Origin of the sequence: Paraglaciecola polaris LMG 21857 (assembly GCF_000315055.1) — a bacterium.
GTDB lineage: Bacteria > Pseudomonadota > Gammaproteobacteria > Enterobacterales > Alteromonadaceae > Paraglaciecola > Paraglaciecola polaris.
Genome location: NZ_BAER01000058.1, coordinates 14,128 through 37,789, shown reverse-complemented (window position 1 = coordinate 37,789; position 23,662 = coordinate 14,128). Strand labels below are relative to the sequence as shown.

Genomic DNA, 23,662 nt, shown 5'->3' with positions numbered 1-23,662 from the left:
TACAAACTAATTATTTTAGGTATCGCAATGAAAATCTTAGCAGAGAAAGTGGTTGAAACTGTTGTAAACCGTATTTGTGACATTTGCAACGATAGTGTCATGATTGAAATGAATGGCCATACACACAAAGAATGTGGAGAGTTAAAAGCAAGCTGGGGATATGGCTCTAAAGCAGATGGGATAACTTATGGTCTTGATTTATGCGAAAACTATTTCGAAGTCGCGCTACATGCACTAAAAGATTACCGAAGAAGTATAGTCATGTTTGACGAAAAACAAGAACTACCAGATAAGGCTTTTGGAATCGCCACCAAGGGTCTGCGCTAACTTCCCTGTTAATAAATAGTACTATTTTGGCTTTAACTTAACTTTTGACACGAACAATCGACCACAACAAGAAGAAAGAGGTGTCGTAGCAGGTGACGGTATTTTGGAGCGGTTTCATAAGGCGATCTTCAACGAATTTTACCAAATCACGTTTAGAAAAAGCTGTGTTCGACGATGGAGAAATTATAAAAAAATCTGGACGATTGGATAGATTCCGACAGCAATCATCGAACCCATTAGAGTAAAGTGTCCTGCGGAGGAGCGCTGTATGCTTCTTTTTAGGAAGCTCATTCCATTAAAGGCATTTCTCTATAAATAACATAACCAACCTAAACTGTAATTCGTAACCAGTTGAGCGCCAAATGGATACTCCGCGTAAATTCGAAAAATGAAACTGCTTGACTCTAAAGGGCTGCACCGGGATCTCACTGTTGGCATAAATCTCAAATTTGATGTCGTAATACATATAGATAAAAATATTTTTCATAAGTTTACGTTTAGACGTCTAGACGTAAAGATGTTGACATTCAATGCGTTTTGCTCCAAATTTAGTGCATCTCAACCCATCTTGGAGTCATTATGCCTATTCGTATCCCTACTGAATTGCCTGCGCAAAGCATTTTAAACAGTGAGAATATTTTTGTGATGGATACTGATCGTGCCGCCATGCAGGATATTCGTCCTCTGGAAGTCGGTATCTTGAATCTAATGCCGAATAAGATGGAAACAGAAGTGCAATTTTTACGTTTGTTGTCGAATACACCTTTGCAAATCAATGTCGACTTGATCCGTATCGATAATCAGGCACCGAAGAACACACCAGAATCCCATATGAAAGCTTTTTATCACAACTTCGATGATGTGGCAGACAAACAGTACGATGGGTTAATAGTCACTGGTGCGCCTTTGGCGTTGCTTGACTATGATGACGTTAAATATTGGGAAAGAATGAAAGTTGTGCTGGAATGGGCGCGACGTCATGTGCAATCTACTTTGTTTTCATGTTGGGCCGCCCATGCCGCTTTATATCATTTCTATGGCAAGAATCGCAGTTTACGTGATGTTAAACTCAGTGGGATATTTCCTCATCAGGTACAAGATGAACACAATGAATTGATGCGCGGCTTTGACCCTGTTTTCTATGCCCCTCACTCACGTTATGGTGAAATCAGTGTTGCGGACTATGAGTCAGTGGAAGGCTTGAAGGTTTTGGCCAGTTCTGAAAAAACCGGCGCCTACCTCGTCGCATCTGAAGATCGGCGGTTAGTATTTGTTACTGGGCATCCTGAGTATGATCCTGACAGTTTAGATCAAGAGTACCAACGTGATGTAAAAGCCGGTTTGAATGCGATCATTCCTGAAAATTATTATCCTGATGATGATCCCCAATGCACACCAATGGTGACATGGCGAGCCCACGGTAGTCTGCTGTTTACTAATTGGTTAAACTACTACGTATACCAGAATACTCCCTATGATTTGGCATCTTTGTCGAATAAAGATTAGAGCAACTTATTTATCAGTTTTAAAGGAAATAATGTGTCAACGGTATCTTCAGAACAAGCACTACACGACGCTGCAAAAACACGTATTCTTATTTTAGACGGCGCTATGGGGACTATGATCCAAGCTCATGATTTTCAAGAAGATGATTATCGTGGAGAGCGATTTGTGGATTGGCATAGCGACGTTAAAGGGAACAATGATCTATTGACCCTTACCCAGCCTGAAGCCATATTTGATATTCATTGTGCTTATCTTGCCGCAGGGGCGGATATTATTGAAACGAATACCTTCAATGCTACGACTATTTCTATGGCGGATTATAATATGCAGTCGCTGGCAAAAGAGATAAACATTGAGTCTGCAAAGCTCGCACGTAAAGCGGCGGATAAATACAGTGCACTCACGCCGGAAAAACCGCGTTTTGTTGCAGGTGTATTAGGGCCAACGAGCCGCACTGCTTCTATTTCTCCCAATGTGAACGATCCTGGTGAGCGTAACGTTACCTTCGATGAGTTGGTCGAAGCATACGTCGAAGCGACACACGGACTAATTGAAGGGGGAGCAGATTTGATTATGATTGAAACCATTTTTGATACCTTGAATGCAAAAGCTGCTGCGTTTGCTGTTGACGTGGTTTTCGATGAATTAGGCAAAAACCTACCTGTTATGATTTCAGGCACGATCACCGATGCCTCAGGGCGCACTTTATCAGGTCAGACTGCTGAAGCGTTCTATTATTCCATGCGTCATACCAGCCCATTTTCTTTTGGATTAAATTGCGCACTAGGCCCTGATCTACTGCGCCAGTATGTGGACGAGGTGTCCACCGTAGCAGAGTGCCTTGTGTCGGCGCATCCGAATGCTGGTTTGCCAAATGAGTTTGGTGAGTACGACCTTGAAAGTGATGAAATGGCTGAACATATTCGCGAGTGGGCACAGTCCGGTTTAGTTAACATTGTGGGTGGGTGTTGTGGTTCAACGCCTGAGCACATCGCCGCGATTGCCAGTGTGGTTGATGGTGTTGCACCTCGGGCAATTCCTAAACGTGAAGTGAAGCTGCGTTTATCGGGACTTGAGCCGTTTGTGCATTAATTAACTGACAAATATATATTGACCGTGGGCGACTAAATAGCAACGGCCCACGAAGTAACAAAGTGAAAAAATTTAGTAGACTGAGTGACCTATGATCAAAGCAAGAGCATCCTTTATTAATGTCGGCGAGCGTACTAATGTAACGGGCTCTGCCATGTTCAAACGGCTCATTTTAGAAGGCGATTTTGAGAAAGCGCTAGATGTTGCTCGTCAGCAAGTAGAAAACGGTGCGCAGATCATCGATATTAACATGGACGAAGCCATGCTCGATTCAGAAGCGGCCATGACCCGTTTCTTGAATTTAATTGCCTCAGAGCCTGATATTTCTCGTGTACCTATCATGATTGACTCGTCAAAATGGTCTGTTATTGAAGCCGGCTTAAAGTGTGTGCAAGGTAAGGCAATCGTAAACTCTATTAGCTTAAAAGAAGGTGAGGAAAACTTCTTACATCAGGCTAAATTGCTTAAGCGCTATGGTGCGGCAACTGTCGTTATGGCCTTTGATGAGGCTGGGCAAGCCGATACGGAAGATCGTAAATTTGAAATTTGTCAGCGTAGTTATCAGCTTTTAACAGAGAAAATAGGTTTCCCGCCTGAAGATATCATATTCGACCCTAATATCTTCGCCGTGGCTACCGGTATTGAAGAGCATAACAACTATGCGGTGGACTTTATCAATGCTACGCGTCGCATAACGCAGAAATTACCCCACGCGCATATCTCTGGTGGCCTATCAAATGTTTCATTTTCATTTCGCGGTAACAACCCGGTGCGTGAAGCCATGCATTCGGTGTTCTTATACCATGCCATTAAAGCCGGTATGGATATGGGCATCGTTAATGCCGGTCAGCTTGAAGTGTACGATCAAATCCCAGCGGAGCTAAAAGAAGCGGTTGAAGATGTAATCTTGAATCGTAATGCGGATGCGACCGACCGTTTACTAGAGCTCGCACCTAAGTATCAGGGTGACGGTAAAGCGCAAGTAAAAGAAAACCTAGAGTGGCGTGAGTTACCTGTGAATAAACGCTTAGAGCATGCTTTAGTGCGGGGGATTACTGATTATATTGATGAGGATACAGAACTCGCTCGTCAGCAAGCTGAGAAGCCGTTACACGTCATCGAAGGTCCCTTAATGGACGGTATGAATGTAGTGGGGGACTTGTTTGGGGAAGGCAAGATGTTCCTGCCGCAAGTGGTTAAATCCGCGCGGGTTATGAAAAAAGCAGTTGCATACTTGAACCCTTACATTGAAGCCACAAAAGATGTGGGTAGTACCAATGGCAAGATTTTACTGGCGACGGTGAAAGGCGATGTACATGACATAGGCAAGAACATTGTTGGTGTGGTGCTGCAATGTAATAACTTTGAAATTATTGATCTCGGAGTCATGGTGCCTTGTGCCAAAATTCTTCAGGTTGCCAAAGATGAAAATGTCGACATGATTGGCTTGTCTGGTTTGATTACGCCTTCTTTGGATGAAATGGTCTACGTCGCTAAGGAAATGCAACGTCTAGGTTTGGATTTACCCTTGTTAATTGGTGGTGCAACAACCTCAAAGGCGCATACTGCGGTTAAAATCGAGCAAAACTACGACCAACCGGTAGTTTACGTTCCTAATGCAAGTCGAGCCGTTGGCGTGTGTCAAAAGCTTATATCTAAAGAGCATCGCCCTGCCTATGCCCTGCAAATATCAAAAGAGTACGATGTTGTCCGTGAGCAACATGCGCGCAAAAAGCCTCGTAGCCGCCCTGTTTCGTTGGAAAAGGCCCGTGCCAATGGTTTCGATTTTGATTGGAGCCAATACACCCCACCGGTACCTAAAACATTAGGTGTCAGAACCGTGTCAGTAACCTTACAGGAGTTACGTGCGTATATTGATTGGACGCCATTTTTTCTAACCTGGTCTTTAGCGGGGAAATATCCGCGGATTTTGCAAGACGAGGTCGTGGGAAAAGAGGCGCAATCGTTGTTTGATGACGCTATTGCTCTGCTTGATGACTTATGCGCTAACAATAAATTGCAAGCCAAGGGCGTTGTGGGGATATTTCCTGCTAATCGAGTTGATGATGACATTGAAATTTATAGTGACGAACAACGCAAGGAAGTACGTGAAGTGTGCCACCATTTGCGCCAGCAAACTGAGAAAACTAAGGGGTTTAATAATTGCTTGAGCGATTTTATCGCGCCTAAATCCACAGGTAAAGCCGATTATATGGGCGCATTTGCCGTTACCACAGGTATCGGTGAAGATGAACTCGCCAGCGCATATATTGCGGACGGTGATGACTACAACGGTATTATGGTTAAAGCATTGGCGGATCGTTTGGCTGAGGGTTTTGCTGAATATTTACACGAAAAAGTACGCAAAGAAATTTGGGGCTTTGTACCGGATGAATCACTGAGTAACGAGGAGCTTATTCGTGAAAAATATCAAGGTATTCGTCCTGCTCCCGGTTACGCGGCTTGTCCTGAACACACTGAAAAACAAGCTATTTGGGATTTGCTCGACGCAGAGAAAAACACCGGGATGAAACTCACGGAAAGTTATGCAATGTGGCCAGGTGCCGCGGTGTCTGGTTGGTATTTTTCTCACCCTGAGTCCCGTTATTTCGCCGTCGCACAGATACAAAAAGATCAAATGCTTGATTATGCGCAACGTAAAAGTTGGTCGGAATTAGAGGCGGAAAAATGGCTTGGTCCTAATCTAAATAGCTAACGTTGAACCAGAATGAGTGTGACACAATGACAGAAAAACGTTTTAGCCCTTCATGCGACAATAATAGAGAGCCCATTTTAGCTGTGCTAAAAGAGGCGTTATCGGGTCACACTCGCTTACTCGAAATCGGTTCGGGAACGGGACAGCATGCCGCTTATTTTGCGCCTGCGTTACCTCATATACTCTGGCAAACCAGCGATTTAGCCCACAATCATAGCAGCATTGATGCTTGGCTGGCGGAATTAACAATAGGTAACGTGCGCAGTCCGTTGCAATTTCATATAGGTGTTGATGAATGGCCGTGTAATGACGTTGATAGCGTATATACAGCCAATACCACGCATATTATGCAGCCCCATGAAGCACAAATAATGATGCAGCTCGTGGCGCAAAACTTATCTTCAGGTGGGATTTTCTGTCAATACGGTCCGTTCACTGTCAACGGTGAATTTACCAGCGCCAGTAATCAATCATTCAATCAACATTTATTGAACGAGGGATGCGGTGGTATAAGAGATATAGCGGAGTTGCAAAAATGGGCCAGTGGATTGGTGCTGGCAGAGCAGCATTCTATGCCAGCAAATAACATGATGCTTATTTGGCGCAAACCGTAACTTAGCTTAATAGCTGAATTTAAATTCTAGTTATCGGATATTATTTTAAACGGTAATAATTCTGCGGCATTTGCTTTGTAGGTTTCAATATTGCTATCTTCCTGACGTAAAAAACGTCGCACGCCGTCTTGAAATGCAGCTTCGGCTAGCCAGTGATTTGAATAACAATAAATGGGTTCAAAGCCGCGTAAAATTTTGTGTTCACCTTGAGTTCCAGGGTTAAAAGAACTGATATTATGCTCGATGCAAAATTCAATACCTTGATAATAACAACATTCATAATGCAGGTTATTAACGTCTTCTAGTGCCCCCCAATAGCGCCCATAAAGTTGTTTATCGTCAAATAGATAAAAGGCGCTAGCCAGAGGCTGGCCGTTGCGTGTTGCGATTACCAACAATATATTACTTTGCATGGAATGATAAAGGCGGGTAAAAAAGTCACGGTTGAGGTAACCCCGGTGCCCACTGCGTTTTAAGTAAGTTTGTTGGTAACATTGATAGAAGAAGTCAATATGTTCAGGATTAATATTTGCTCCGTAGATACGCTCGACCTGAACGTCTTGCTCTTGGACTTTTCGCCTTTCATTACGGATTGATTTACGTCGTCTGGAGGTGAGTGTTGCGCTGAAGTCATCATAATTACGGAAATTCCGATTAAACCATTGAAACTGAACCGCTCTTCTGACCATATGCTGTTCTTTATTCAGGGCCGTGCTCAAGGGCTCAGGCACGAACAACCAGTGCATAGAGGACAGGCCGTTTTGAATGGCATGCTTTTGAATCGCTTTACATAATTGCGGAATAAGCTGGTCCTGGTCGACCTCATTTTTAACCAATAAACGCGAACCGGAAACCGGTGTAAACGGAATAGCACAGACTAATTTTGGATAGTAATTAAGACCATATTCACGGTAGGTATTGGCCCAGGCAAAATCAAATACGTATTCGCCATAACTGTGATTTTTGATATACAAAGGTAGAATGCCCACCAAGGTTTCACCTTGGTAGATTGTAAGATGTTGTGGATGCCAGCCTGTTTTCGGCTCAACTGAACTTGAACGTTCAAGCGCTTCGATGAAGGCGTACTGATGAAAAGGATCACTATTGTGAGCCAATGCATGCCAACTCTCACTGTCGATTTGCTCTATGCTGCTTAGAAATTTAAAATTAAATGTTTGGCGCATAACACTCTACAGGATCCCTTTATAGGGCGATTATATTACCTGATATGACAGATAACGAAAGTAAGAACATTAAATATAGTATTACCAAATATTTATCTATGCGCGAACATAGTCACCATGAATTGTTACAGAAATTGCTAGCGAAGGGATATGAGCAAGCGCTTTGTGTGGAGCGCATTAAGCAATTTCAAGAAGCTGATATCCAAAGTGATTTACGGTTTGCTGAAATGATTGTGCGCAGTCGGGTTGCAAAAGGTGTTGGGGAGCAACGAATTCGTCACGAACTTAATCAGCAACACGTAGCAGATGAATTAATCGAGCAAGCGATAGCTGAGCAGGAGATAGATTGGGATGAGTTGGTGTTACAGGTTGCTGTGAAAAAATTTGGTCATAAACCAGCCAAGGATTGGCCGGAGCAACAAAAACGTAACCGTTTTTTGCAATATCGAGGGTTTAGTCATGAGCAAATTCGTCGCTTGGAAAGTGCGTTCTAAGTGCAGTGAAGTCCTTAACAAGACTGGGGAAAACATGCTATCGTTACCACCAACTAATATATAGAAATGGCCGTTTAAGGCCGTTTTTACCCTCAAATCAATAAATGTTGTTTCAGGATCATCAATGAGTAAGAGCACAGCGCAAATTCGGCAGGCCTTTTTAGATTTTTTTGCAGATAAAGGGCATCAAAAAGTTTCTAGTTCGTCTCTGGTTCCGGGTGACGATCCAACTTTGTTATTCACCAATGCGGGCATGAATCAGTTTAAAGATGTTTTCCTCGGTACTGAACAACGTAAATACACCCGTGCAGTGTCTTCTCAACGATGTGTACGAGCTGGCGGTAAGCACAATGATTTAGAAAACGTGGGTTATACAGCACGTCATCACACTTTTTTTGAAATGCTCGGTAATTTTAGTTTCGGTGATTATTTTAAACACCAAGCGATTGGTTATGCTTGGTCTTTTTTGACCGAAGAGTTGAAGCTACCAAAAGACAAGCTGCTGGTGACCGTATATTCAGAAGATGATGAAGCGTTTGACATTTGGCACAAGGATATTGGGCTTCCAAAAGACAAGATTATTCGTATTGCGACCTCAGATAACTTCTGGTCTATGGGCGATACAGGTCCTTGCGGCCCTTGTTCTGAGGTTTTTTATGACCACGGCGAACATATTTGGGGTGGACCACCAGGATCGCCTGAAGAAGATGGCGATCGCTTTATTGAAATATGGAACTTAGTATTCATGCAGTTTAATCGTCAAGCAAATGGCGATATGCAACCTTTGCCTAAACCTTCGATAGACACTGGCATGGGTTTAGAGCGTATTTCAGCTATTTTACAAAACGTGCATAGCAACTATGAAATCGACATTTTTCAAAATTTGATCAAAGCCACAGCTGATTTAGTTGGCACCACAAGCCTTGATGATAAGTCATTGCGTGTGGTAGCGGACCATATTCGTTCTTGTAGCTTTTTAATCACTGATGGCGTCATGCCATCAAATGAAGGTCGTGGGTACGTGCTACGACGTATTATTCGCCGCGCAGTGCGTCACGGAAACAAATTGGGTGCGAATGGGGTGTTCTTCTACAAGTTGGTAGGCGCTTTGGCACAGGAGATGGGGGATGCTTATCCTGAGCTAAATGAGCAGCGGGCGATCATTGAGAAAGTCCTGCGTGTTGAAGAAGAACAATTCTCACGCACGCTTGAGCGAGGCATGCTTATTTTGAACGATACCTTGGCAGAACTCGATGGCAAAGTCGTGCCAGGGGATGTGGTTTTCAAGTTATACGATACTTACGGTTTTCCTGCGGATTTAACCAATGACGTAGCGCGTGAAAAAGGCCTGAGTATTGATGAGGAAGGCTTCGATCAAGCAATGGCAGAGCAACGCAAACGTGCCCAGAAAGCCAGTCAGTTCGATTTAGATTACAACGAGCAACTGCGCAGCGATCTTGAATCGGTGTTTGTCGGCTATGAACAAGAGCAAAATACTGCCCAGGTGCGGGAGATATTCTTTCAAGGTGAATCTGTTAATGAGCTAGCCTCAGGCGACAAAGGCACGCTGATCCTTGATGAAAGTCCATTCTATGCGGAATCAGGTGGCCAAGCCGGTGACATTGGTGTGCTAGCGAGCGAGACGGGCGATTTTACCGTCACCGATACCGTAAAGTTAGGCAAGGCCATTGCGCACAAAGGTATAGCAACAAGTACTATCGCAGTAGGTGACAAAGTTGAAGCGAAATTGGATGGCAAAAGGCGCCACGCGATTAAACTAAATCACAGCGCCACGCACTTGATGCATGCTGCGCTGAAATCGATTCTCGGTGAACATGTCAATCAAAAAGGTTCTTTAGTTCAAGCTGAACGCCTACGTTTCGATTTCTCGCACTTTGAAGCCATGAATAAGCAACAGATTGCGGCCGTTGAAACTATGGTCAACGAACAGATACTTGCTAATCATGCTTTGCAGACCCAACTGATGGGACTTGAGCAGGCCAAAGAGGCTGGTGCAATGGCTTTATTCGGTGAAAAGTACGATGACGATGTGCGCGTTGTGTCCATGGGTGGCTTTTCAATGGAGCTATGCGGCGGCACACATGTTGCGCGTACTGGTGACATTGGGCTATTTAAAATTATCTCTGAAAGTGGCATCGCATCCGGTGTAAGACGTATTGAAGCCGTGACCGGATTAAATGCCTTGCAGCATGTACAGCAACAAGCAAGCGAACTAAGCTCCATCAGCGGTGTCTTAAAAACGGATGTGAGTACGGTAGGCGATCGCGTCACGCAGCTTCTTGAGCAGACAAAAATACTCGAAAAAGAAGTGACTCGCCTTAAGCAGGAAATCGCAAGTAGTGCAGGAAGTGATCTTTTATCCCAGATAAATGAAATAAATGGGGTAAAAGTGTTGTCTTATCATTTACAAGGCATTGAAAGTGGCGCATTACGCTCCATCATAGATGATCTGAAAAACCAAATCGGCAGTGGCGTCATATTATTAGGCGTAGCGAATAACGATAAGGTGAGTCTAATTGCCGGTGTGACCAAAGATTTAACTCAGAAAGTAAAAGCTGGTGAGTTAGTGAACTTTGTCGCTCAGCAAGTAGGTGGAAAAGGCGGTGGTCGTCCTGACATGGCTCAAGCTGGCGGCTCACAACCAGAGAATTTAGACAGTGCAATCGCTTCAGTTGCAGGCTGGTTGCAAGAAAGGCTATAAGCGTATTATCGACTAATTTTTGCTGTGACAACAAAAATAAGGAAAGGTCGGGTGTGTAATTCTTTGGTAATTTCAAAGGGATACGCTAGTTTTAAATTAGGGATTATTTTTTTGTAAACGGATAAGGAGCTAAAGAATGCTAATTTTGACCCGTCGTGTTGGTGAAACCTTGATGGTCGGTGACGAAGTCACAGTAACGGTATTAGGGGTTAAAGGTAATCAGGTAAGAATTGGGGTGAATGCACCAAAAGAAGTATCTGTTCACCGAGAAGAGATTTACATGCGAATTCAAGCTGAAAAAAATGGTCAGCTGGCTGAACATGATCAATCTACGTCAGATGAAGATAATTAAATTTATGTTCTACTGATAAAAAAAGCTGGTTCATCCAGCTTTTTTTATGCAAAAAATTCACCTCTAAAATCCATAAAATTTACTGGGAAGCGATGAATTATCGCTATTATAAGACGTTTTTTGTACGAACGGCTCAAAATAGCAGCAAGCAGTTTAAATCTTTATAAAAAGTGTTTGACTTACTTCTGTGTGTAGGTAGAATTCGGCTCCAGATTTAGGAGACACACCAAACGGTGAAAGGCGCTTCCCGAGCTAAGGAAGTTAAGTAAATAAGGCCTTTGTCAGATGGATTATGCGTTGGCATAATACTCAGGCAGCAAATAAATCAGCAGCAAAAATTTAAAGGTTTTCCGGAGAGGTGGGTGAGTGGCTGAAACCAGTTCCCTGCTAAGGAACCATACGTATTACTCGTATCGAGGGTTCGAATCCCTCCCTCTCCGCCATTACTTAATACGATAATAGAAATATTATTAAGAAGCTTAGACTAAAGGAAATAAGCTTTAGTAAAACAGGGTAGTGTGCCTAATATGTTTTACTTAATACCGAGTTTGCGCATGTAGCTCAGCTGGATAGAGTACCTGGCTACGAACCAGGTGGTCGGAGGTTCGAATCCTTCCATGCGCACCATTTTTAAAATTTGATATGTTAGTCTTATATTAAATCATCCCGTTTTTGCGCATGTAGCTCAGCTGGATAGAGTACCTGGCTACGAACCAGGTGGTCGGAGGTTCGAATCCTTCCATGCGCACCATATTAAAAAACCCACTGTTTCAGTGGGTTTTTTTTTGCCTGTTTTCTCACTCAAAAAATTAAGTGCATCATCGCTGTGATGACAGCGCAAACTTGTGACCGCTGGACCGTTCTAAAATTATCAGCATTGTCACATATAACACGACGGCTAGATTATGCTTGAACTTGCCTTTTTACGTCGTGCTTAGGTCTATTTACCATGATATCAGCCTTGAGTTACCCAAGTATTCAGCAGTAAATGCTATTTTTTGGGTAATAATGCAATAAAAGTGAATTATTTCTTATTTTTTATTCGTTTTTGCTTGCCTGTAAAAGTTGTTTTCTGCCTACGCTCATGGTACTTATCGGGTCGTTTTGTCAGTTATCGGAGAAATACTAACTATGCAACCTGATGTCACGTCGTTATTACTTGAAGCTGGAATGCTCCTTTTAGTGGGTATGTCAGTGGTTTTTCTCTTTCTGACGTTGCTGATCGGGGCTGTGAACGTCATTGCTTGGGCTTCGGCTAAGTTTCCTGAGGACACGCCGAGCGCTAGCAAAAACATGCATAACCGCGCCGCGCCAGCTACCAGTCAGTCAGGTGTACCTGCGCCAGTCGTTGCAGCAATCTCTGCTGCTGTCGAACAGTATCGCCGTCAACACTAATTTTACTCATTATAAATAGGAACCCAAGATGTCAAAACCATTAGCCATCACGGACGTCGTGCTGCGGGACGCACACCAATCTTTACTCGCCACTCGTATGCGTATCGAAGATATGTTGCCCATTGCTGCAAAACTTGATCAGGTCGGGTACTGGTCCCTAGAAACATGGGGTGGTGCGACATTTGATTCCTGTATACGTTATCTTGGGGAGGATCCATGGGAACGCATTCGTTTACTGAAACAAGCCATGCCTAATACCAAGCAACAAATGTTGTTACGTGGACAAAATTTGCTGGGCTATCGGCACTATGCTGATGATGTTGTTGAAAAATTTGTAGAACGTGCTCACGTGAGTGGTGTGGATGTATTTCGAATTTTTGATGCGATGAATGATATTCGTAATCTAAAAACAGCGGTGAATTCTGCAATTAAAGTTGGAGCTCATGCCCAAGGGACTATTTCTTATACAGTCAGTCCTGTTCATTCACTGCAATTGTGGCTGGATATGGCTAAACAACTGGAAGACTTAGGTGTGCATTCCATTTGTATCAAGGATATGGCGGGATTACTTAAGCCCTATGCTTGCGAAGAGCTCATTACGCGCCTTAAAGAGACTGTGAGTGTGCCAATTGCTATGCAGTGTCACGCTACCACTGGGTTAAGCACTGCCACCTATCAGAAAGCGATAGACGCAGGCATTGATATTCTTGATACATCAATTTCGTCGATGAGCATGACCTATGGGCATACAGCAACGGAAACCATAGTTGCGATAGTCGAAGATACCCCGCGTGATACTGGACTTGATTTACCTCTGCTTGCTGAAATCGCTGCGTATTTTCGCGATGTGCGGAAGAAATATGCCAAGTTTGAAGGTAGCTTGAAAGGGGTTGATGCACGTATTTTACTTGCTCAAGTGCCTGGTGGCATGCTGACGAATATGGAGTCGCAGCTGGTTGAGCAAAATGCGCAAGATAAATTAGATGAAGTATTGAAAGAGATTCCTCGTGTACGCGAAGATCTTGGTTTTATACCACTGGTCACGCCTACTTCACAAATTGTCGGCACGCAGTCTGTGTTAAATGTGTTAACCGGCGAGCGTTATAAAAGTATTACCAAAGAAACGGCTGGCGTATTAAAAGGCGAATACGGTGCGACAGCCGCGCCAGTAAACAAAGCACTACAAGCACGAGTGCTTGATGGCAAAGCAGCCATCACCTGCCGCCCGGCTGATTTGTTAGAAGATGAACTCGCATCCCTAGAGCAAGAATTATTAACCCAAGCACAAGAACAGGGCATTACTTTAGCTGATGACGTTATTGATGATGTTTTAACTTACGCTTTGTTTCCGCAGATTGGGCTGAAATTTCTTAAAAATCGTCATAATCCAGATGCATTCGAACCGATTCCAAGCGCGGATGATGTCAGCCCGTCCTCATCAGCCCCTGCAACGTCTACCAAGGCGACTGAGTCTTACTCAGTGCGCGTTGACGGCAAAGTATACGCAGTTGAGGTGGGTCAAGGTGGTCAGTTAACAGATATCCAAGTTGCAGGTGCTAGCGAGCAGCAGAATAATGCGGTTGTGTCTGCTACCGAAGCCGGAGCGGGAGAAGACGTTATGGCTCCTCTGGCTGGTAATGTATTTAAGCTATTGGTTCGCCAAGGGGATGAAATTAGCGAAGGGGATGTCATTCTCATCATGGAAGCCATGAAAATGGAAACGGAAATCCGCTCAACTGCTTCGGGTACTATTCGTGACATATTTGTCAAAGAAGGTGATGCAGTGCAATCAGGCCAAACTATGCTGACGCTAGGTTAAAGGGAAATACCGATGGATAAATTAACCTTACTTTGGCAAAGCACTTCGCTGGCGCATTTCGAGCTCGGTCAAATAGTCATGATGGCGGTAGGGTGCTTATTACTATTTTTAGCCATTGTTAAAAAGTTTGAGCCCTTGTTACTCGTACCTATTGGCTTCGGCGCAATTCTAACCAACATCCCATTAGCGGGATTTAGCGAACCAGGCGGCCTGCTTTATTACATTTATTATGTCGGTATCGAAACTGGCGTATTCCCGTTGCTGATATTTATGGGCGTGGGGGCAATGACAGATTTTAGTGCGTTAATCGCTAATCCACGAATGCTGTTACTGGGTGCTGCGGCTCAATTCGGTATTTTTGGGACTTTATTTGGGGCAATAGCCTTGAACTTGGTGCCCGGGTTCGAATTTACCTTAAAGGACGCATCGGCCATTGCCATCATAGGAGGTGCGGATGGGCCAACAGCGATATTTTTAGCCTCAAAATTAGCCCCTGAATTATTAGGGGCTATTGCAGTGGCTGCGTATTCTTACATGGCGTTGGTACCAATCATTCAACCGCCGATCATGCGTTTGTTGACGACACCAGAAGAACGAAATATCAAAATGGCTCAGCTGAGAATTGTCTCTAAGCGCGAGAAAATAATCTTCCCATTGGCTGTGCTGTTAATGACGATTTTATTTTTACCTTCTGCCACGCCTTTGGTGGGAATGTTCTGTCTTGGTAACTTGATGAAAGAGTCTGGCGTGGTCGATCGTCTCAGTAATACGGCACAAAATGAGCTGATTAATATTGTGACTATTTTTCTCGGCTTAGCAGTGGGATCTAAACTATCTGCGGATAAGTTTTTGACTTTGGAAACCTTAGGGATATTGGGGCTGGGCGCGATAGCGTTTTCAATAGGCACCGCCGCTGGAATTCTAATGGCGAAAGCCTTGGGTAAATTCTCCAGTGAGAAAATTAATCCGTTAATTGGCGCAGCGGGTGTATCGGCAGTGCCTATGGCTGCGCGGGTCGTAAACAAGGTCGGGCTCGAGACTAACCCCCATAACTTCTTACTGATGCACGCCATGGGACCGAACGTTGCCGGTGTGCTTGGTTCGGCTGTTGCGGCAGGTATCCTGCTTGCGTTAGTGGGTTAACAGGGATATTACACGTGGTTAAATTGAACGTTTAGTGGCGAGTGCCTCTAAACGTTTTGATGCGTGCTGATAGTTTAAATTCTATTGATAATTGTCCGCAGTAAATTAATTTAGTCTTGGCCGCTTATTAAGGCTTGGTGGGCTTGCACTAACTTTTTGGTATACTCGTCTTTCGGCCAATGAAAGATGACATCTGTTTTGCCGGACTCTACTACCTTCCCTTGTTTCATGACCAAAATCTTGTCACTAATATGCCGGACTATCCCCAAATTATGGGAGATAAAGATAAAACCAAGGCCCAGTTCTCGTTGCAATTCCATCAGTAGGTTCACGGTTTGTGAGCGTACCGATGGATCGAGTGCCGCAAATGGCTCATCAGCTACGATCACCTGAGGGTTAAGAATAATTGCACGGGCGAGGGCTACGCGCTGTCGCTGGCCGTCAGAGAGCATATGACGGTAGAAGAAACGATGTTCAGGTAGCAAACCAACGAGCTTCAAGGTTTGCTCCACTTTGCGCATACGTGCCTGTGAGTCAAGATTAGTATTTAGTTTCAGTGGCTCTTCTAATATTGAGCTTAAGGTGATCCCTGGATTCAATGATTCATTGCTGTTTTGAAACACCATCCGAATATTCAGCACTCGATGTTTATTATCGTATTGTTCCAGCTTTCGCTCATTAAGGTAAATAGCACCGCTGTCTGGCTGCTCAAGACCGACCAATAATTTCGCTAATAGCGACTTACCTGAGCCGTTGGCACCTACTATGGCCAGTGTTTCCCCAGCTCGGATACTAAAATTGACCGGCCCTAAGGTAAATTTTGTACCTTTACGCTGCCAACGTTTACCGTGACAATTTTCGAACGTTAAGTTTTCAACTGAGAGTAGATCGTTCACTTTTTATCTCGATGTAACGGAAAATGACAACTATAGGTATGCTCGTGGATCCGGCGTACCTCAGGCACTTTTACACACTCTCTGCGCGCTCTAGGGCAGCGAGGACCTAACCGGCAACCTATTGGAAGGTGTTGAAATGTAGGAATAGTGCCACCTAAGGAGGGTAACGGTGATTTCGGCGGTAAATCGCTACGAAAGCTCGGCGCGCTCTCTAACAGAGCCTTAGTATAAGGATGTAACGCTCGTTTACGTAATTGTGACATACGGCCGCTTTCCACCGTTTGTCCACAATACAGTACCGTCATATGGTCTGCCATACTCGAAATAGCCAGTAAATCATGGCTCACAAAAAGTATGCTCATCTTACGAACTTGATTCACTCGACTAAGTAACTTTAATATTTGACTTTTATCGGTGATTTCCATACCCCGAGTAGGATCGTCGGCAATAATCAATTTAGGTTGTGACGCTAATGCCATCGCTATCATAAATTTTTGGCATATATCGTTAGGAATTTGATGAGGCAGGCTGCGCATATATACCTCATGATCTTTTATTCCCACTCGATGAAGTAGTTCAGATGCATATTTTTTACGTCGTTTAGCGCGGTTCCAAAACATACCTTTTTCTAAGCGTGTGGCTAAAATAACTTCTTTCAATTGATCGCCCAGGGTGACAATTGGATCGAGCGAACTTTTTGGATTTTGAAAGATAACCGAAATATCAGAGCGAATGATCTTCCGCCGCTCACGCACTGACATGGTTAATAAGTCTTGGCCGCGCCAGGTCATGCGGTCTGCGGTAATACGCCAGCGGTCTGAAATAGCACCGACTATGGCTTTAACGATAATACTTTTACCTGAGCCTGATTCACCGACAAGCGCGTGGATCTGACCTTCATTTATCACCAGATTTATTTTGTCTAACGCTTTTATCCAACCGCTCTGAGAATCTATTTCTAGCGTGAGGTTTTTAATGTCGAGTAAACTCATTAGCGAAGTAACCTGTAGCGTAAGGCTGAGCGCAAGCCATCACCGACTAGGTTAATGGACATCATCATCAAAAATATCGCCGCACCAGGCATAGCTATGTTCCATGGAGCCACATAAGCTGACGCCAAGCCTTCTGATAACAATGCACCTAATTCCGGTGATGGTGCCTGTGCTCCTAGATTTAAGAAACCTAATGCACTGATATCCAGGATTGCCACAGAAAGCGCTAGTGTCACCTGTACTACCAACATTTCAGCCATGTTGGGTAAAATCGAATTGAAGAAGATATGTACCTTACCGGCACCGTCAAGTTGGGCTGCCAAAACATACTCTTTTTTCATCTTTTGGCGCACTATATCCCGAGTTTGATGGATAAATTGAGGGATTAGCGCAAGCGAAATTGCCCACATGCTATTGACTAAACCTGTACCAACAATCGCAATGATGATGATAGCAATGAGCAGGGTAGGGATTGCCATAATGGAATCGAGTAGATGGTTTACAACACTAGAACGTAGACCTTTGCTCATACCGGCCATCGCGCCAAGAGATACACCTATTAGCATAGAAATGATGACCAGTACTAAGCTGATCCCAAAGGTCATCCGGCATCCATAAATGATGCGTGACAGCATATCTCGGCCTAATCCATCGGTACCGAACAAATGACTAATATCGCCATTGTTGTCCCATGCTGGTGGGACTAATAAAAATTCAATGTGTTGCTGCAGGGGATCAAACGGTGCCAGCAGCGGGCCAAAAATCATGACAAAAATAAAGAATATGACACAGTAAAGACTCATCAAGGCAGCATGATTCTCTTTAAATTCTTTCCAAGTATTCTGTATCGGCGAAGGATAAAACTCTTCTTGATATAAATTAAGACGTGGCATGTTCTGGCCTTCTGCGAGCTGGATCGAATATTTGGATCACCATATCAATTGTGATGGTAAAGGTCAGTACTAAGGCAGAAACGGCTAACATTCCTGCTCGTATCGCCGGGAAATCTCGTTGGTAAATAGCTTGAATTAGACCATTACCAATACCCGGCCATGAAAAAATAGTTTCCACTATCATGGCGTTTGTCAGCAAGGTAGTAAATTGCATCACCAATAACGGCAAAATAGGAATAAGGGCGTTTTTTACTCCATGGCGCAAAAAAAACTTGTCGCGGGCTTAAGCCTCGGGCGTAGGCAGCTTGAATATATTCACTGTTCATGACTTCAATCACAGAGCGGCGCGTGATACGTAATACAATAGTGCAGGTCACAATGGCGATTGATACACTTGGTAGCACTAGATGTTGCAGAGCATCTTGAAACGCAAACTCCTTGTCAGGTACATCACTGAGTAGAATATCAACCAAGATAAATCCCGTCTGATAAGGAATATCGTAAAGTAAACTAATTCGGCCGGAAAGTGGGAACCAACCTAGCTGGATCGAAAAAATCAGTATCGCAATCAACGCCAGCCAAAAAACAGGGATGGAATAACCTATTACACTGGCTGATAATAGCGAAAAATCGATAAATTTATGATGGCGTAAACCGGCGAGAAACCCTAAAGGTAACCCGATAACGAAGGAAAATATTAATGCATAGGCACTGAGTTCGACACTGGCAGCTAATGAACGGCTAATCTCCTCGGCCAAAGGCAAACCAGAACTAAAACTAAGTCCCCAGTTTCCAGCAAATAAATGATTTACGTACTGCCAATATTGACTGATAAATGAGTCCTGCATGGCGTATTGTTGAGCTAACAATGCATAACCCTGCTCTGAGCTATTGCGAATACCTGTTAAGTTAACCAGCGGATCGCCCGGAAATAAATACGCTAGTGAAAACGAGAAAAAACTTAAAATAAGTAAGGTTAGCGTAAGCAAGCTAATATGACGTAACATGATTTTTAGCATTATTGCTTACTCACATTTCTAAACTGGATCCCGCCATAAGGATTGATCTCAATACCTGTGACATTGTCTCGATAGGCTTGATAGCGAAATGCATGAGCAATTGGCATGAGGGGCATCTTTTCATTAATTAACTCTATGGCTTTACTATAAAAATAAGCACGGTCCTCCTGATTGGTATAAGTCAGCGCTTTATCAATAAGGGTATCGTATTCTTTTGAGCACCACCGAGCACGGTTAGTACCAGATTCGATCGCAGAGCAGGTGAGTAACGGACGGAAAAAATTATCTGGATCGCCGTTATCAGCCGACCAACCTATTAACACCGAATCATGCAATCCTTGGTTCAAACGAGCTCGAAAAGTAGACCACTCGTAGCTAACAATGTTTGCTTGAATGCCGACATCACGTAAATAACGCTGCATCAGTTCTGCCATTTTCATTGCATTTGGATTATAAGCTCGTTCAACAGGCATGGCCCAAATGGTCATGCTAAATCCTTCTTCAATACCGTTCTCTCGAAGCAGCTTTGCCGCCCCTAACGGATTGTAAATACTGCTCTTGGAATCTGGCTGAAACGCCCAAGACGAGGGGGGAATAATTGAGGCCGCCGGGATGGCGCTACCGAAATAAATAGCTTCCATCAGAGCATTTTTGTCGATAGCCATTGCAAGTGCCTTACGCACTTCAGGGTTGTCAAAAGGAGGTTTGGTGGTATTGAACGCCCAGAATCCGACATTCAGGCCAGGTTTCTCATCTAATATCAGTTCTTTACGTTTACGAATAATGTCGAGCTGACTGTGCGTGGGAAAGGCCATTGAGTCACATTCACCCGTCATTAACTTCGCGAGGCGTAGTGAACTCGAAGGGGTAATATCAAAAATAAGTTGCCCAGTGCTGCTGCGTTCACGCCAATACTGAGGGTGCGCGTCGAAGCGAACATATCTGTCTTGGCGGAAGCTTTTGAATTTAAATGGGCCGGTACCTATGGGTTGAGTGTCAATGAGTTCTGGCGTCCCAGCGGCTTGTAATTGGTCTGCATATTCAGCCGATAAAATAATAGAAAAATCTGTGGCTAAATTAGATAAAAAGGAACTCTCTGCTCGCACCAAGGTAATTTCAACTCGGTAGCGATTAATACGTTTTACATCGCTGATCAAATCGGCTAACCCAACGCTATTAATGTAAGGATATCGCCCACCTGATACATAGTGATAGGGGTGATTCTTATCCCGCCAGCGGTTAAAACTGAAAACCACGTCATCTGCGTCAAATGAACGGGTGGGGGTGAAATAGGATGTGTTTTGAAATTCTACATTTTTGCGCAATTGAAACGTATATATTAGGCCGTCTTCGCTGGTCGTCCAACTACTGGCTAGCCCTGATACGGTTTCCCCTGTGACCAAGTCGAAATCTAATAGGCGATCGTAGATTTGATGAGATGATACATCAACTGTTGTGCCGGACGTGTCAAGTTGGGGGTTGAAGCTAGCGGGATTTCCTTCCGAGCAATATATAATGCCTTTGGGGTGCTTATATTCATTTTTATCCGGGCTACAACCCATTAGCGACAATATACACACTAACACCATGCACACAGGAGAAGAGATGGAAATATGCAGACGACGAACATTCATAATCGTTATTCTCTGTCTTCAGGAGGTGTTTCGAGTAAATTATATTTTTTTAGATAGCCACGCAACTGATGATAGGTCAATGACAGCCGGTCAGCCGTTTTTTTCTGATTGTATTGGCTTTCAGCGAGGGCTTGTTTAATTAAATCTATTTCAAAATCTTGAGAAAGCTCCTTTAAATCAACAGGGAAATGAAAGGTGTTGGTATGCTGAGCATGGGTATTTGCGTTACTTTCAACGGGGTGATTATGGGGGGCAGTCGTTATTGTTTCCGGCTGAGAAACGGGAACTTCAATCGCTTTGATACGATCAGTTGTTCGCATTCGATTAACCGGGCGGTAGGCTGACTCAAAGGGATCAAGCACGATATTGTGCACGGGTAAATCTGGATTATTGGCGCGATATACTGCCCGTTCTACAACATTTTTGAGTTCGCGGATATTACCTGGCCAATGGTGCTCTAATAAAACTCGCTTTGCTTTTTCAGTAAACCCACTGAAAAGCTCCATTTCTAATTCTCGGGCCATGTTAATGGCGAAATGTTCAGCCAGCATCATGATATCGTCTTTACGTTCACGAAGTGGCGGCAAGGTAATGACATCAAAGGCTAAGCGATCGAGTAAATCCGCTCTAAATTCGCCACTTTGTGCCAAAGCGGGTAAATCTTCATTCGTTGCAGCAACTAGACGAATATCCACTTTGACACTTTTAGAGCCACCAACACGTTCAAACTCTCCATATTCGATAACACGTAGCAATTTTTCTTGAATCAAACCTGAGGTATTGGCTAACTCGTCGAGAAATAGGGTACCGTTATCTGCCGCCTCAAAGCGGCCTTCTCGTCTTTTGGCTGCGCCGGTAAACGCCCCAGCTTCATAACCGAATAATTCACTTTCCAGTAAACTTTCGCTTAAGGCCGCGCAATTAAGCTTCGAATAAGTTTGATCCCAACGCTTAGACAGATAGTGTAATCGAGCGGCTACGCCTTCTTTACCCGTACCGCGTTCTCCGATAATTAACACGGGTTTATTTAGCGGCGCAATTTGAGATATTTGCTCTAGCACCTCGAGGAAACTGTTGGATTGTCCTAACAAATTATCTTGTTGGCGAAAGCGGTTCATCAATATCCTCAAAAAGTGGTGTAATCGACTAACTTATGGTGGATGTAATTACAATTGTAGATCTCAGTTACGTGAGAGTAAATTAATATTTGTTTAAAATCAGATATTTAGTCATTACACTTAGTTGGCCTGTTAATTGAATATGATTAATTAACACGAGCTTCCAGCATATGCTAGATGTTCACCATTAGCTGACATTATATAGAGGTAAAGACTATGGGTATATTCTCGCGTTTCACAGACATAGTGAACTCAAATCTCAATGCTATTTTAGATAAGGCGGAAGATCCTGAGAAAATGGTGCGCTTAATTATTCAAGAAATGGAAGACACTCTGGTTGAAGTACGTTCAGCCTCTGCGAAAACAATCGCAAATAAAAAAGAAATTACGGCGCAAATTAATAAATTGCATAACGAAGGTAGAGATTGGCAGAGTAAAGCTGAGCTGGCGATCAGTAAAGACCGAGAAGATTTAGCTCGAGCAGCGCTGCAAGAAAAGAAAAAGTGTGATGAGTATGCGGTGACTCTAGAAGCTGAATTGAATTCAGTGGATGAGCAAATCAGTAAATTGCAAAGTGAGGTTACGCAGTTGCAAGATAAGCTTGCTGATGCAAAAGCGCGTCAAAAAACCATTATCATGCGCCAGAAAACGGTGAGTTCACGCTTGGATATTAAGCGTACGCTAAATGATGGAAAAGTAGATGCTGCAATGGGTCGTTTTGAGCAGTATGAACGTAAAATTGACGATCTTGAATCGCAAGTGGATGCTTATGACCTTGGTAAAAAGACTTTAGCAGATGAATTTGCTGACCTAGCTGCCGATGATGAAATTGATGATGCATTAGCAGCATTAAAAAAGAAAGTTAAAAAGCAAACTGCTGACGCTAAAAACCAAGACTAATATCGATTAAAGGAGAAAGGTTGTGGAAGATATCATTGGGATCATTATTGCGCCGATCATTATTTTTATGGTGATTGTCGCCCCGATTTGGTTAATTTTGCATTACCGCAGTAAAAAACAAATTAGCCAAGGATTGTCTGACGAGGAATACGCTACTTTGCAAGAATTAGCTGACCGGGCAGAGAAAATGGCAGATAGGATCCATACCTTAGAATCCATTCTTGATGCTGAGGCACCCCAGTGGAGGAACAAAGTATGAATACAAGAGGCGAGTTAACCCGTGACCCAGATAAGGGAAAAATCGCCGGTGTTTGTGCCGGGGTTGCTGAGTACTTTGGGATTGAATTGTGGTTGGTACGCATTTTAGTAGTATCCGCATTCTTTTTAACTGCGGGTACCTTTGTTGTTGTAAGTTATGTGGCAGCATGGTTTATATTAGAAAAAAAGTCTGCCCGCCAGGGTCACGCTCAATTTAAAAGTGCACGCTATACCCATCGTGAGCAAAGTTCCAGTGGGAAAGGTTGGCACAATGCAAACGACGAAGAAGACGAAAAAGTAAAAGTGAAGTCGAAAGTTTGGCAGTCAGGCGAACCGCCTAAACAAGCATTTGCTGATATAAAGCAACGCTTTGAGAAGAATGAGGTACGCTTAAGACAGATTGAAACTTATGTAACGTCTGCGCAATATCAGCTAAATAGAGAGATAAATAGTTTGTAAATAACGCTAGGTATTTCTCATATCGGCTTAGGTTACCTAGACCGATATTCATCCCCCCTTTCTTTCTCCTCTATGGACTCCATATCAAATATCTAGCAATCTACTCATGTAACGCCTTGTTGCTTGGAG

At 43.6% G+C, this 23,662-nt stretch carries 20 protein-coding genes, 3 tRNA genes and 1 pseudogene; 17 read left to right on the top strand and 7 right to left on the bottom strand.

What is annotated here, in order from left to right:
- The 5 genes from GPLA_RS11785 to GPLA_RS11765 all read left to right on the top strand — a co-directional run.
- A partial coding sequence (locus GPLA_RS11785) for a hypothetical protein (protein WP_226993099.1) occupies window positions 1-327 on the top strand: 327 nt, incomplete at its 5' end.
- A 579-nt stretch (window positions 328-906) separates the two neighbouring features.
- Window positions 907-1,833: a homoserine O-acetyltransferase MetA gene (gene metA / locus GPLA_RS11780; RefSeq protein WP_007105145.1), complete on the top strand. Its 927-nt coding sequence runs from the start codon at window positions 907-909 to the stop codon at window positions 1,831-1,833.
- Between the two features lie 33 nt (window positions 1,834-1,866).
- On the top strand, window positions 1,867-2,925 hold the full coding sequence (locus GPLA_RS11775) for a homocysteine S-methyltransferase family protein (RefSeq protein ID WP_007105144.1): 1,059 nt from the start codon (window positions 1,867-1,869) through the stop codon (window positions 2,923-2,925).
- A 91-nt stretch (window positions 2,926-3,016) separates the two neighbouring features.
- Window positions 3,017-5,641, top strand: a complete 2,625-nt coding sequence (gene metH, locus GPLA_RS11770) for a methionine synthase (RefSeq protein WP_007105143.1) — start codon at window positions 3,017-3,019, stop codon at window positions 5,639-5,641.
- Between the two features lie 26 nt (window positions 5,642-5,667).
- Window positions 5,668-6,255: a DUF938 domain-containing protein gene (locus GPLA_RS11765; protein WP_007105142.1), complete on the top strand. Its 588-nt coding sequence runs from the start codon at window positions 5,668-5,670 to the stop codon at window positions 6,253-6,255.
- 26 nt (window positions 6,256-6,281) lie between these two features.
- On the opposite strand, the gene GPLA_RS11760 is transcribed toward GPLA_RS11765, so the two are convergent.
- Window positions 6,282-7,439, bottom strand: coding sequence for a GNAT family N-acetyltransferase (locus GPLA_RS11760; RefSeq protein ID WP_007105141.1), 1,158 nt, complete (start codon window positions 7,437-7,439; stop codon window positions 6,282-6,284).
- Window positions 7,440-7,483: 44 nt separating this feature from the next.
- Between GPLA_RS11760 and GPLA_RS11755 the strand changes: the two genes are divergently transcribed.
- The 9 genes from GPLA_RS11755 (at window position 7,484) to GPLA_RS11715 (ending at window position 15,364) form a co-directional block, all read left to right on the top strand.
- Complete coding sequence (locus GPLA_RS11755; protein ID WP_007105140.1) at window positions 7,484-7,933, top strand: regulatory protein RecX; 450 nt, start codon at window positions 7,484-7,486, stop codon at window positions 7,931-7,933.
- Window positions 7,934-8,057: 124 nt separating this feature from the next.
- Window positions 8,058-10,655, top strand: coding sequence for an alanine--tRNA ligase (gene alaS, locus GPLA_RS11750; protein ID WP_007105139.1), 2,598 nt, complete (start codon window positions 8,058-8,060; stop codon window positions 10,653-10,655).
- A gap of 136 nt (window positions 10,656-10,791) precedes the next feature.
- Window positions 10,792-11,007, top strand: a complete 216-nt coding sequence (gene csrA / locus GPLA_RS11745) for a carbon storage regulator CsrA (RefSeq protein WP_007105138.1) — start codon at window positions 10,792-10,794, stop codon at window positions 11,005-11,007.
- A gap of 352 nt (window positions 11,008-11,359) precedes the next feature.
- Window positions 11,360-11,450, top strand: a tRNA-Ser gene (locus tag GPLA_RS11740).
- A 107-nt stretch (window positions 11,451-11,557) separates the two neighbouring features.
- Window positions 11,558-11,634, top strand: a tRNA-Arg gene (locus tag GPLA_RS11735).
- 47 nt (window positions 11,635-11,681) lie between these two features.
- Window positions 11,682-11,758: transfer RNA gene (locus tag GPLA_RS11730), tRNA-Arg, on the top strand.
- 380 nt (window positions 11,759-12,138) lie between these two features.
- A complete protein-coding gene (locus GPLA_RS11725; RefSeq protein WP_007105137.1) occupies window positions 12,139-12,402 on the top strand; it encodes an OadG family protein in 264 nt (87 codons plus the stop codon).
- 28 nt (window positions 12,403-12,430) lie between these two features.
- On the top strand, window positions 12,431-14,221 hold the full coding sequence (gene oadA / locus GPLA_RS11720) for a sodium-extruding oxaloacetate decarboxylase subunit alpha (protein ID WP_007105136.1): 1,791 nt from the start codon (window positions 12,431-12,433) through the stop codon (window positions 14,219-14,221).
- Window positions 14,222-14,233: 12 nt separating this feature from the next.
- Window positions 14,234-15,364, top strand: coding sequence for a sodium ion-translocating decarboxylase subunit beta (locus GPLA_RS11715; RefSeq protein ID WP_007105135.1), 1,131 nt, complete (start codon window positions 14,234-14,236; stop codon window positions 15,362-15,364).
- Between the two features lie 110 nt (window positions 15,365-15,474).
- Here the strand turns inward: GPLA_RS11715 and GPLA_RS11710 are convergent, their stop codons facing one another.
- From GPLA_RS11710 to pspF, 6 genes and pseudogenes are all read right to left on the bottom strand, one after another.
- A complete protein-coding gene (locus GPLA_RS11710; protein WP_007105134.1) occupies window positions 15,475-16,260 on the bottom strand; it encodes a peptide ABC transporter ATP-binding protein in 786 nt (261 codons plus the stop codon).
- A complete protein-coding gene (locus GPLA_RS11705) occupies window positions 16,257-17,252 on the bottom strand; it encodes a peptide ABC transporter ATP-binding protein (protein ID WP_007105133.1) in 996 nt (331 codons plus the stop codon). The genes GPLA_RS11710 and GPLA_RS11705 overlap by 4 nt, the downstream gene beginning before the upstream one ends.
- On the bottom strand, window positions 17,252-18,145 hold the full coding sequence (locus GPLA_RS11700; protein ID WP_007105132.1) for an ABC transporter permease subunit: 894 nt from the start codon (window positions 18,143-18,145) through the stop codon (window positions 17,252-17,254). The genes GPLA_RS11705 and GPLA_RS11700 overlap by 1 nt, the downstream gene beginning before the upstream one ends.
- Window positions 18,132-19,164: pseudogene (locus GPLA_RS11695) on the bottom strand (ABC transporter permease). The gene GPLA_RS11700 and the pseudogene GPLA_RS11695 overlap by 14 nt, the downstream one beginning before the upstream one ends.
- Window positions 19,164-20,753, bottom strand: a complete 1,590-nt coding sequence (locus GPLA_RS11690; protein ID WP_007105131.1) for an ABC transporter substrate-binding protein — start codon at window positions 20,751-20,753, stop codon at window positions 19,164-19,166. Before GPLA_RS11690 ends, GPLA_RS11695 begins: the two are co-directional and overlap by 1 nt.
- Window positions 20,754-20,803: 50 nt before the next feature.
- Window positions 20,804-21,916, bottom strand: a complete 1,113-nt coding sequence (gene pspF, locus GPLA_RS11685; protein ID WP_007105130.1) for a phage shock protein operon transcriptional activator — start codon at window positions 21,914-21,916, stop codon at window positions 20,804-20,806.
- Between the two features lie 216 nt (window positions 21,917-22,132).
- Between pspF and pspA the strand changes: the two genes are divergently transcribed.
- Genes pspA through pspC form a run of 3 tightly spaced genes read left to right on the top strand, consistent with a single transcriptional unit; the run spans window position 22,133 to window position 23,533 of the window.
- Window positions 22,133-22,816, top strand: a complete 684-nt coding sequence (gene pspA / locus GPLA_RS11680) for a phage shock protein PspA (RefSeq protein ID WP_007105129.1) — start codon at window positions 22,133-22,135, stop codon at window positions 22,814-22,816.
- Between the two features lie 22 nt (window positions 22,817-22,838).
- Entirely contained in the window at window positions 22,839-23,075 is a 237-nt protein-coding gene (gene pspB / locus GPLA_RS11675) for an envelope stress response membrane protein PspB (protein ID WP_007105128.1), read from the top strand.
- Window positions 23,072-23,533, top strand: coding sequence for an envelope stress response membrane protein PspC (pspC, locus tag GPLA_RS11670; RefSeq protein ID WP_007105127.1), 462 nt, complete (start codon window positions 23,072-23,074; stop codon window positions 23,531-23,533). Before pspB ends, pspC begins: the two co-directional genes overlap by 4 nt.
- Window positions 23,534-23,662: the final 129 nt, after the last annotated feature.

Coding starts and splice junctions, on each gene's coding strand:
- metA (WP_007105145.1), top strand. CDS start 907: ATGCCTATTCGTATCCCTACTGAATTGCCTGCGCAAAGCATTTTAAAC.
- metH (WP_007105143.1), top strand. CDS start 3,017: ATGATCAAAGCAAGAGCATCCTTTATTAATGTCGGCGAGCGTACTAAT.
- GPLA_RS11765 (WP_007105142.1), top strand. CDS start 5,668: ATGACAGAAAAACGTTTTAGCCCTTCATGCGACAATAATAGAGAGCCC.
- GPLA_RS11760 (WP_007105141.1), bottom strand. CDS start 7,439: ATGCGCCAAACATTTAATTTTAAATTTCTAAGCAGCATAGAGCAAATC.
- GPLA_RS11755 (WP_007105140.1), top strand. CDS start 7,484: ATGACAGATAACGAAAGTAAGAACATTAAATATAGTATTACCAAATAT.
- alaS (WP_007105139.1), top strand. CDS start 8,058: ATGAGTAAGAGCACAGCGCAAATTCGGCAGGCCTTTTTAGATTTTTTT.
- csrA (WP_007105138.1), top strand. CDS start 10,792: ATGCTAATTTTGACCCGTCGTGTTGGTGAAACCTTGATGGTCGGTGAC.
- GPLA_RS11725 (WP_007105137.1), top strand. CDS start 12,139: ATGCAACCTGATGTCACGTCGTTATTACTTGAAGCTGGAATGCTCCTT.
- oadA (WP_007105136.1), top strand. CDS start 12,431: ATGTCAAAACCATTAGCCATCACGGACGTCGTGCTGCGGGACGCACAC.
- GPLA_RS11715 (WP_007105135.1), top strand. CDS start 14,234: ATGGATAAATTAACCTTACTTTGGCAAAGCACTTCGCTGGCGCATTTC.
- GPLA_RS11705 (WP_007105133.1), bottom strand. CDS start 17,252: ATGAGTTTACTCGACATTAAAAACCTCACGCTAGAAATAGATTCTCAG.
- GPLA_RS11700 (WP_007105132.1), bottom strand. CDS start 18,145: ATGCCACGTCTTAATTTATATCAAGAAGAGTTTTATCCTTCGCCGATA.
- GPLA_RS11690 (WP_007105131.1), bottom strand. CDS start 20,753: ATGGTGTTAGTGTGTATATTGTCGCTAATGGGTTGTAGCCCGGATAAA.
- pspF (WP_007105130.1), bottom strand. CDS start 21,916: ATGAACCGCTTTCGCCAACAAGATAATTTGTTAGGACAATCCAACAGT.
- pspA (WP_007105129.1), top strand. CDS start 22,133: ATGGGTATATTCTCGCGTTTCACAGACATAGTGAACTCAAATCTCAAT.
- pspC (WP_007105127.1), top strand. CDS start 23,072: ATGAATACAAGAGGCGAGTTAACCCGTGACCCAGATAAGGGAAAAATC.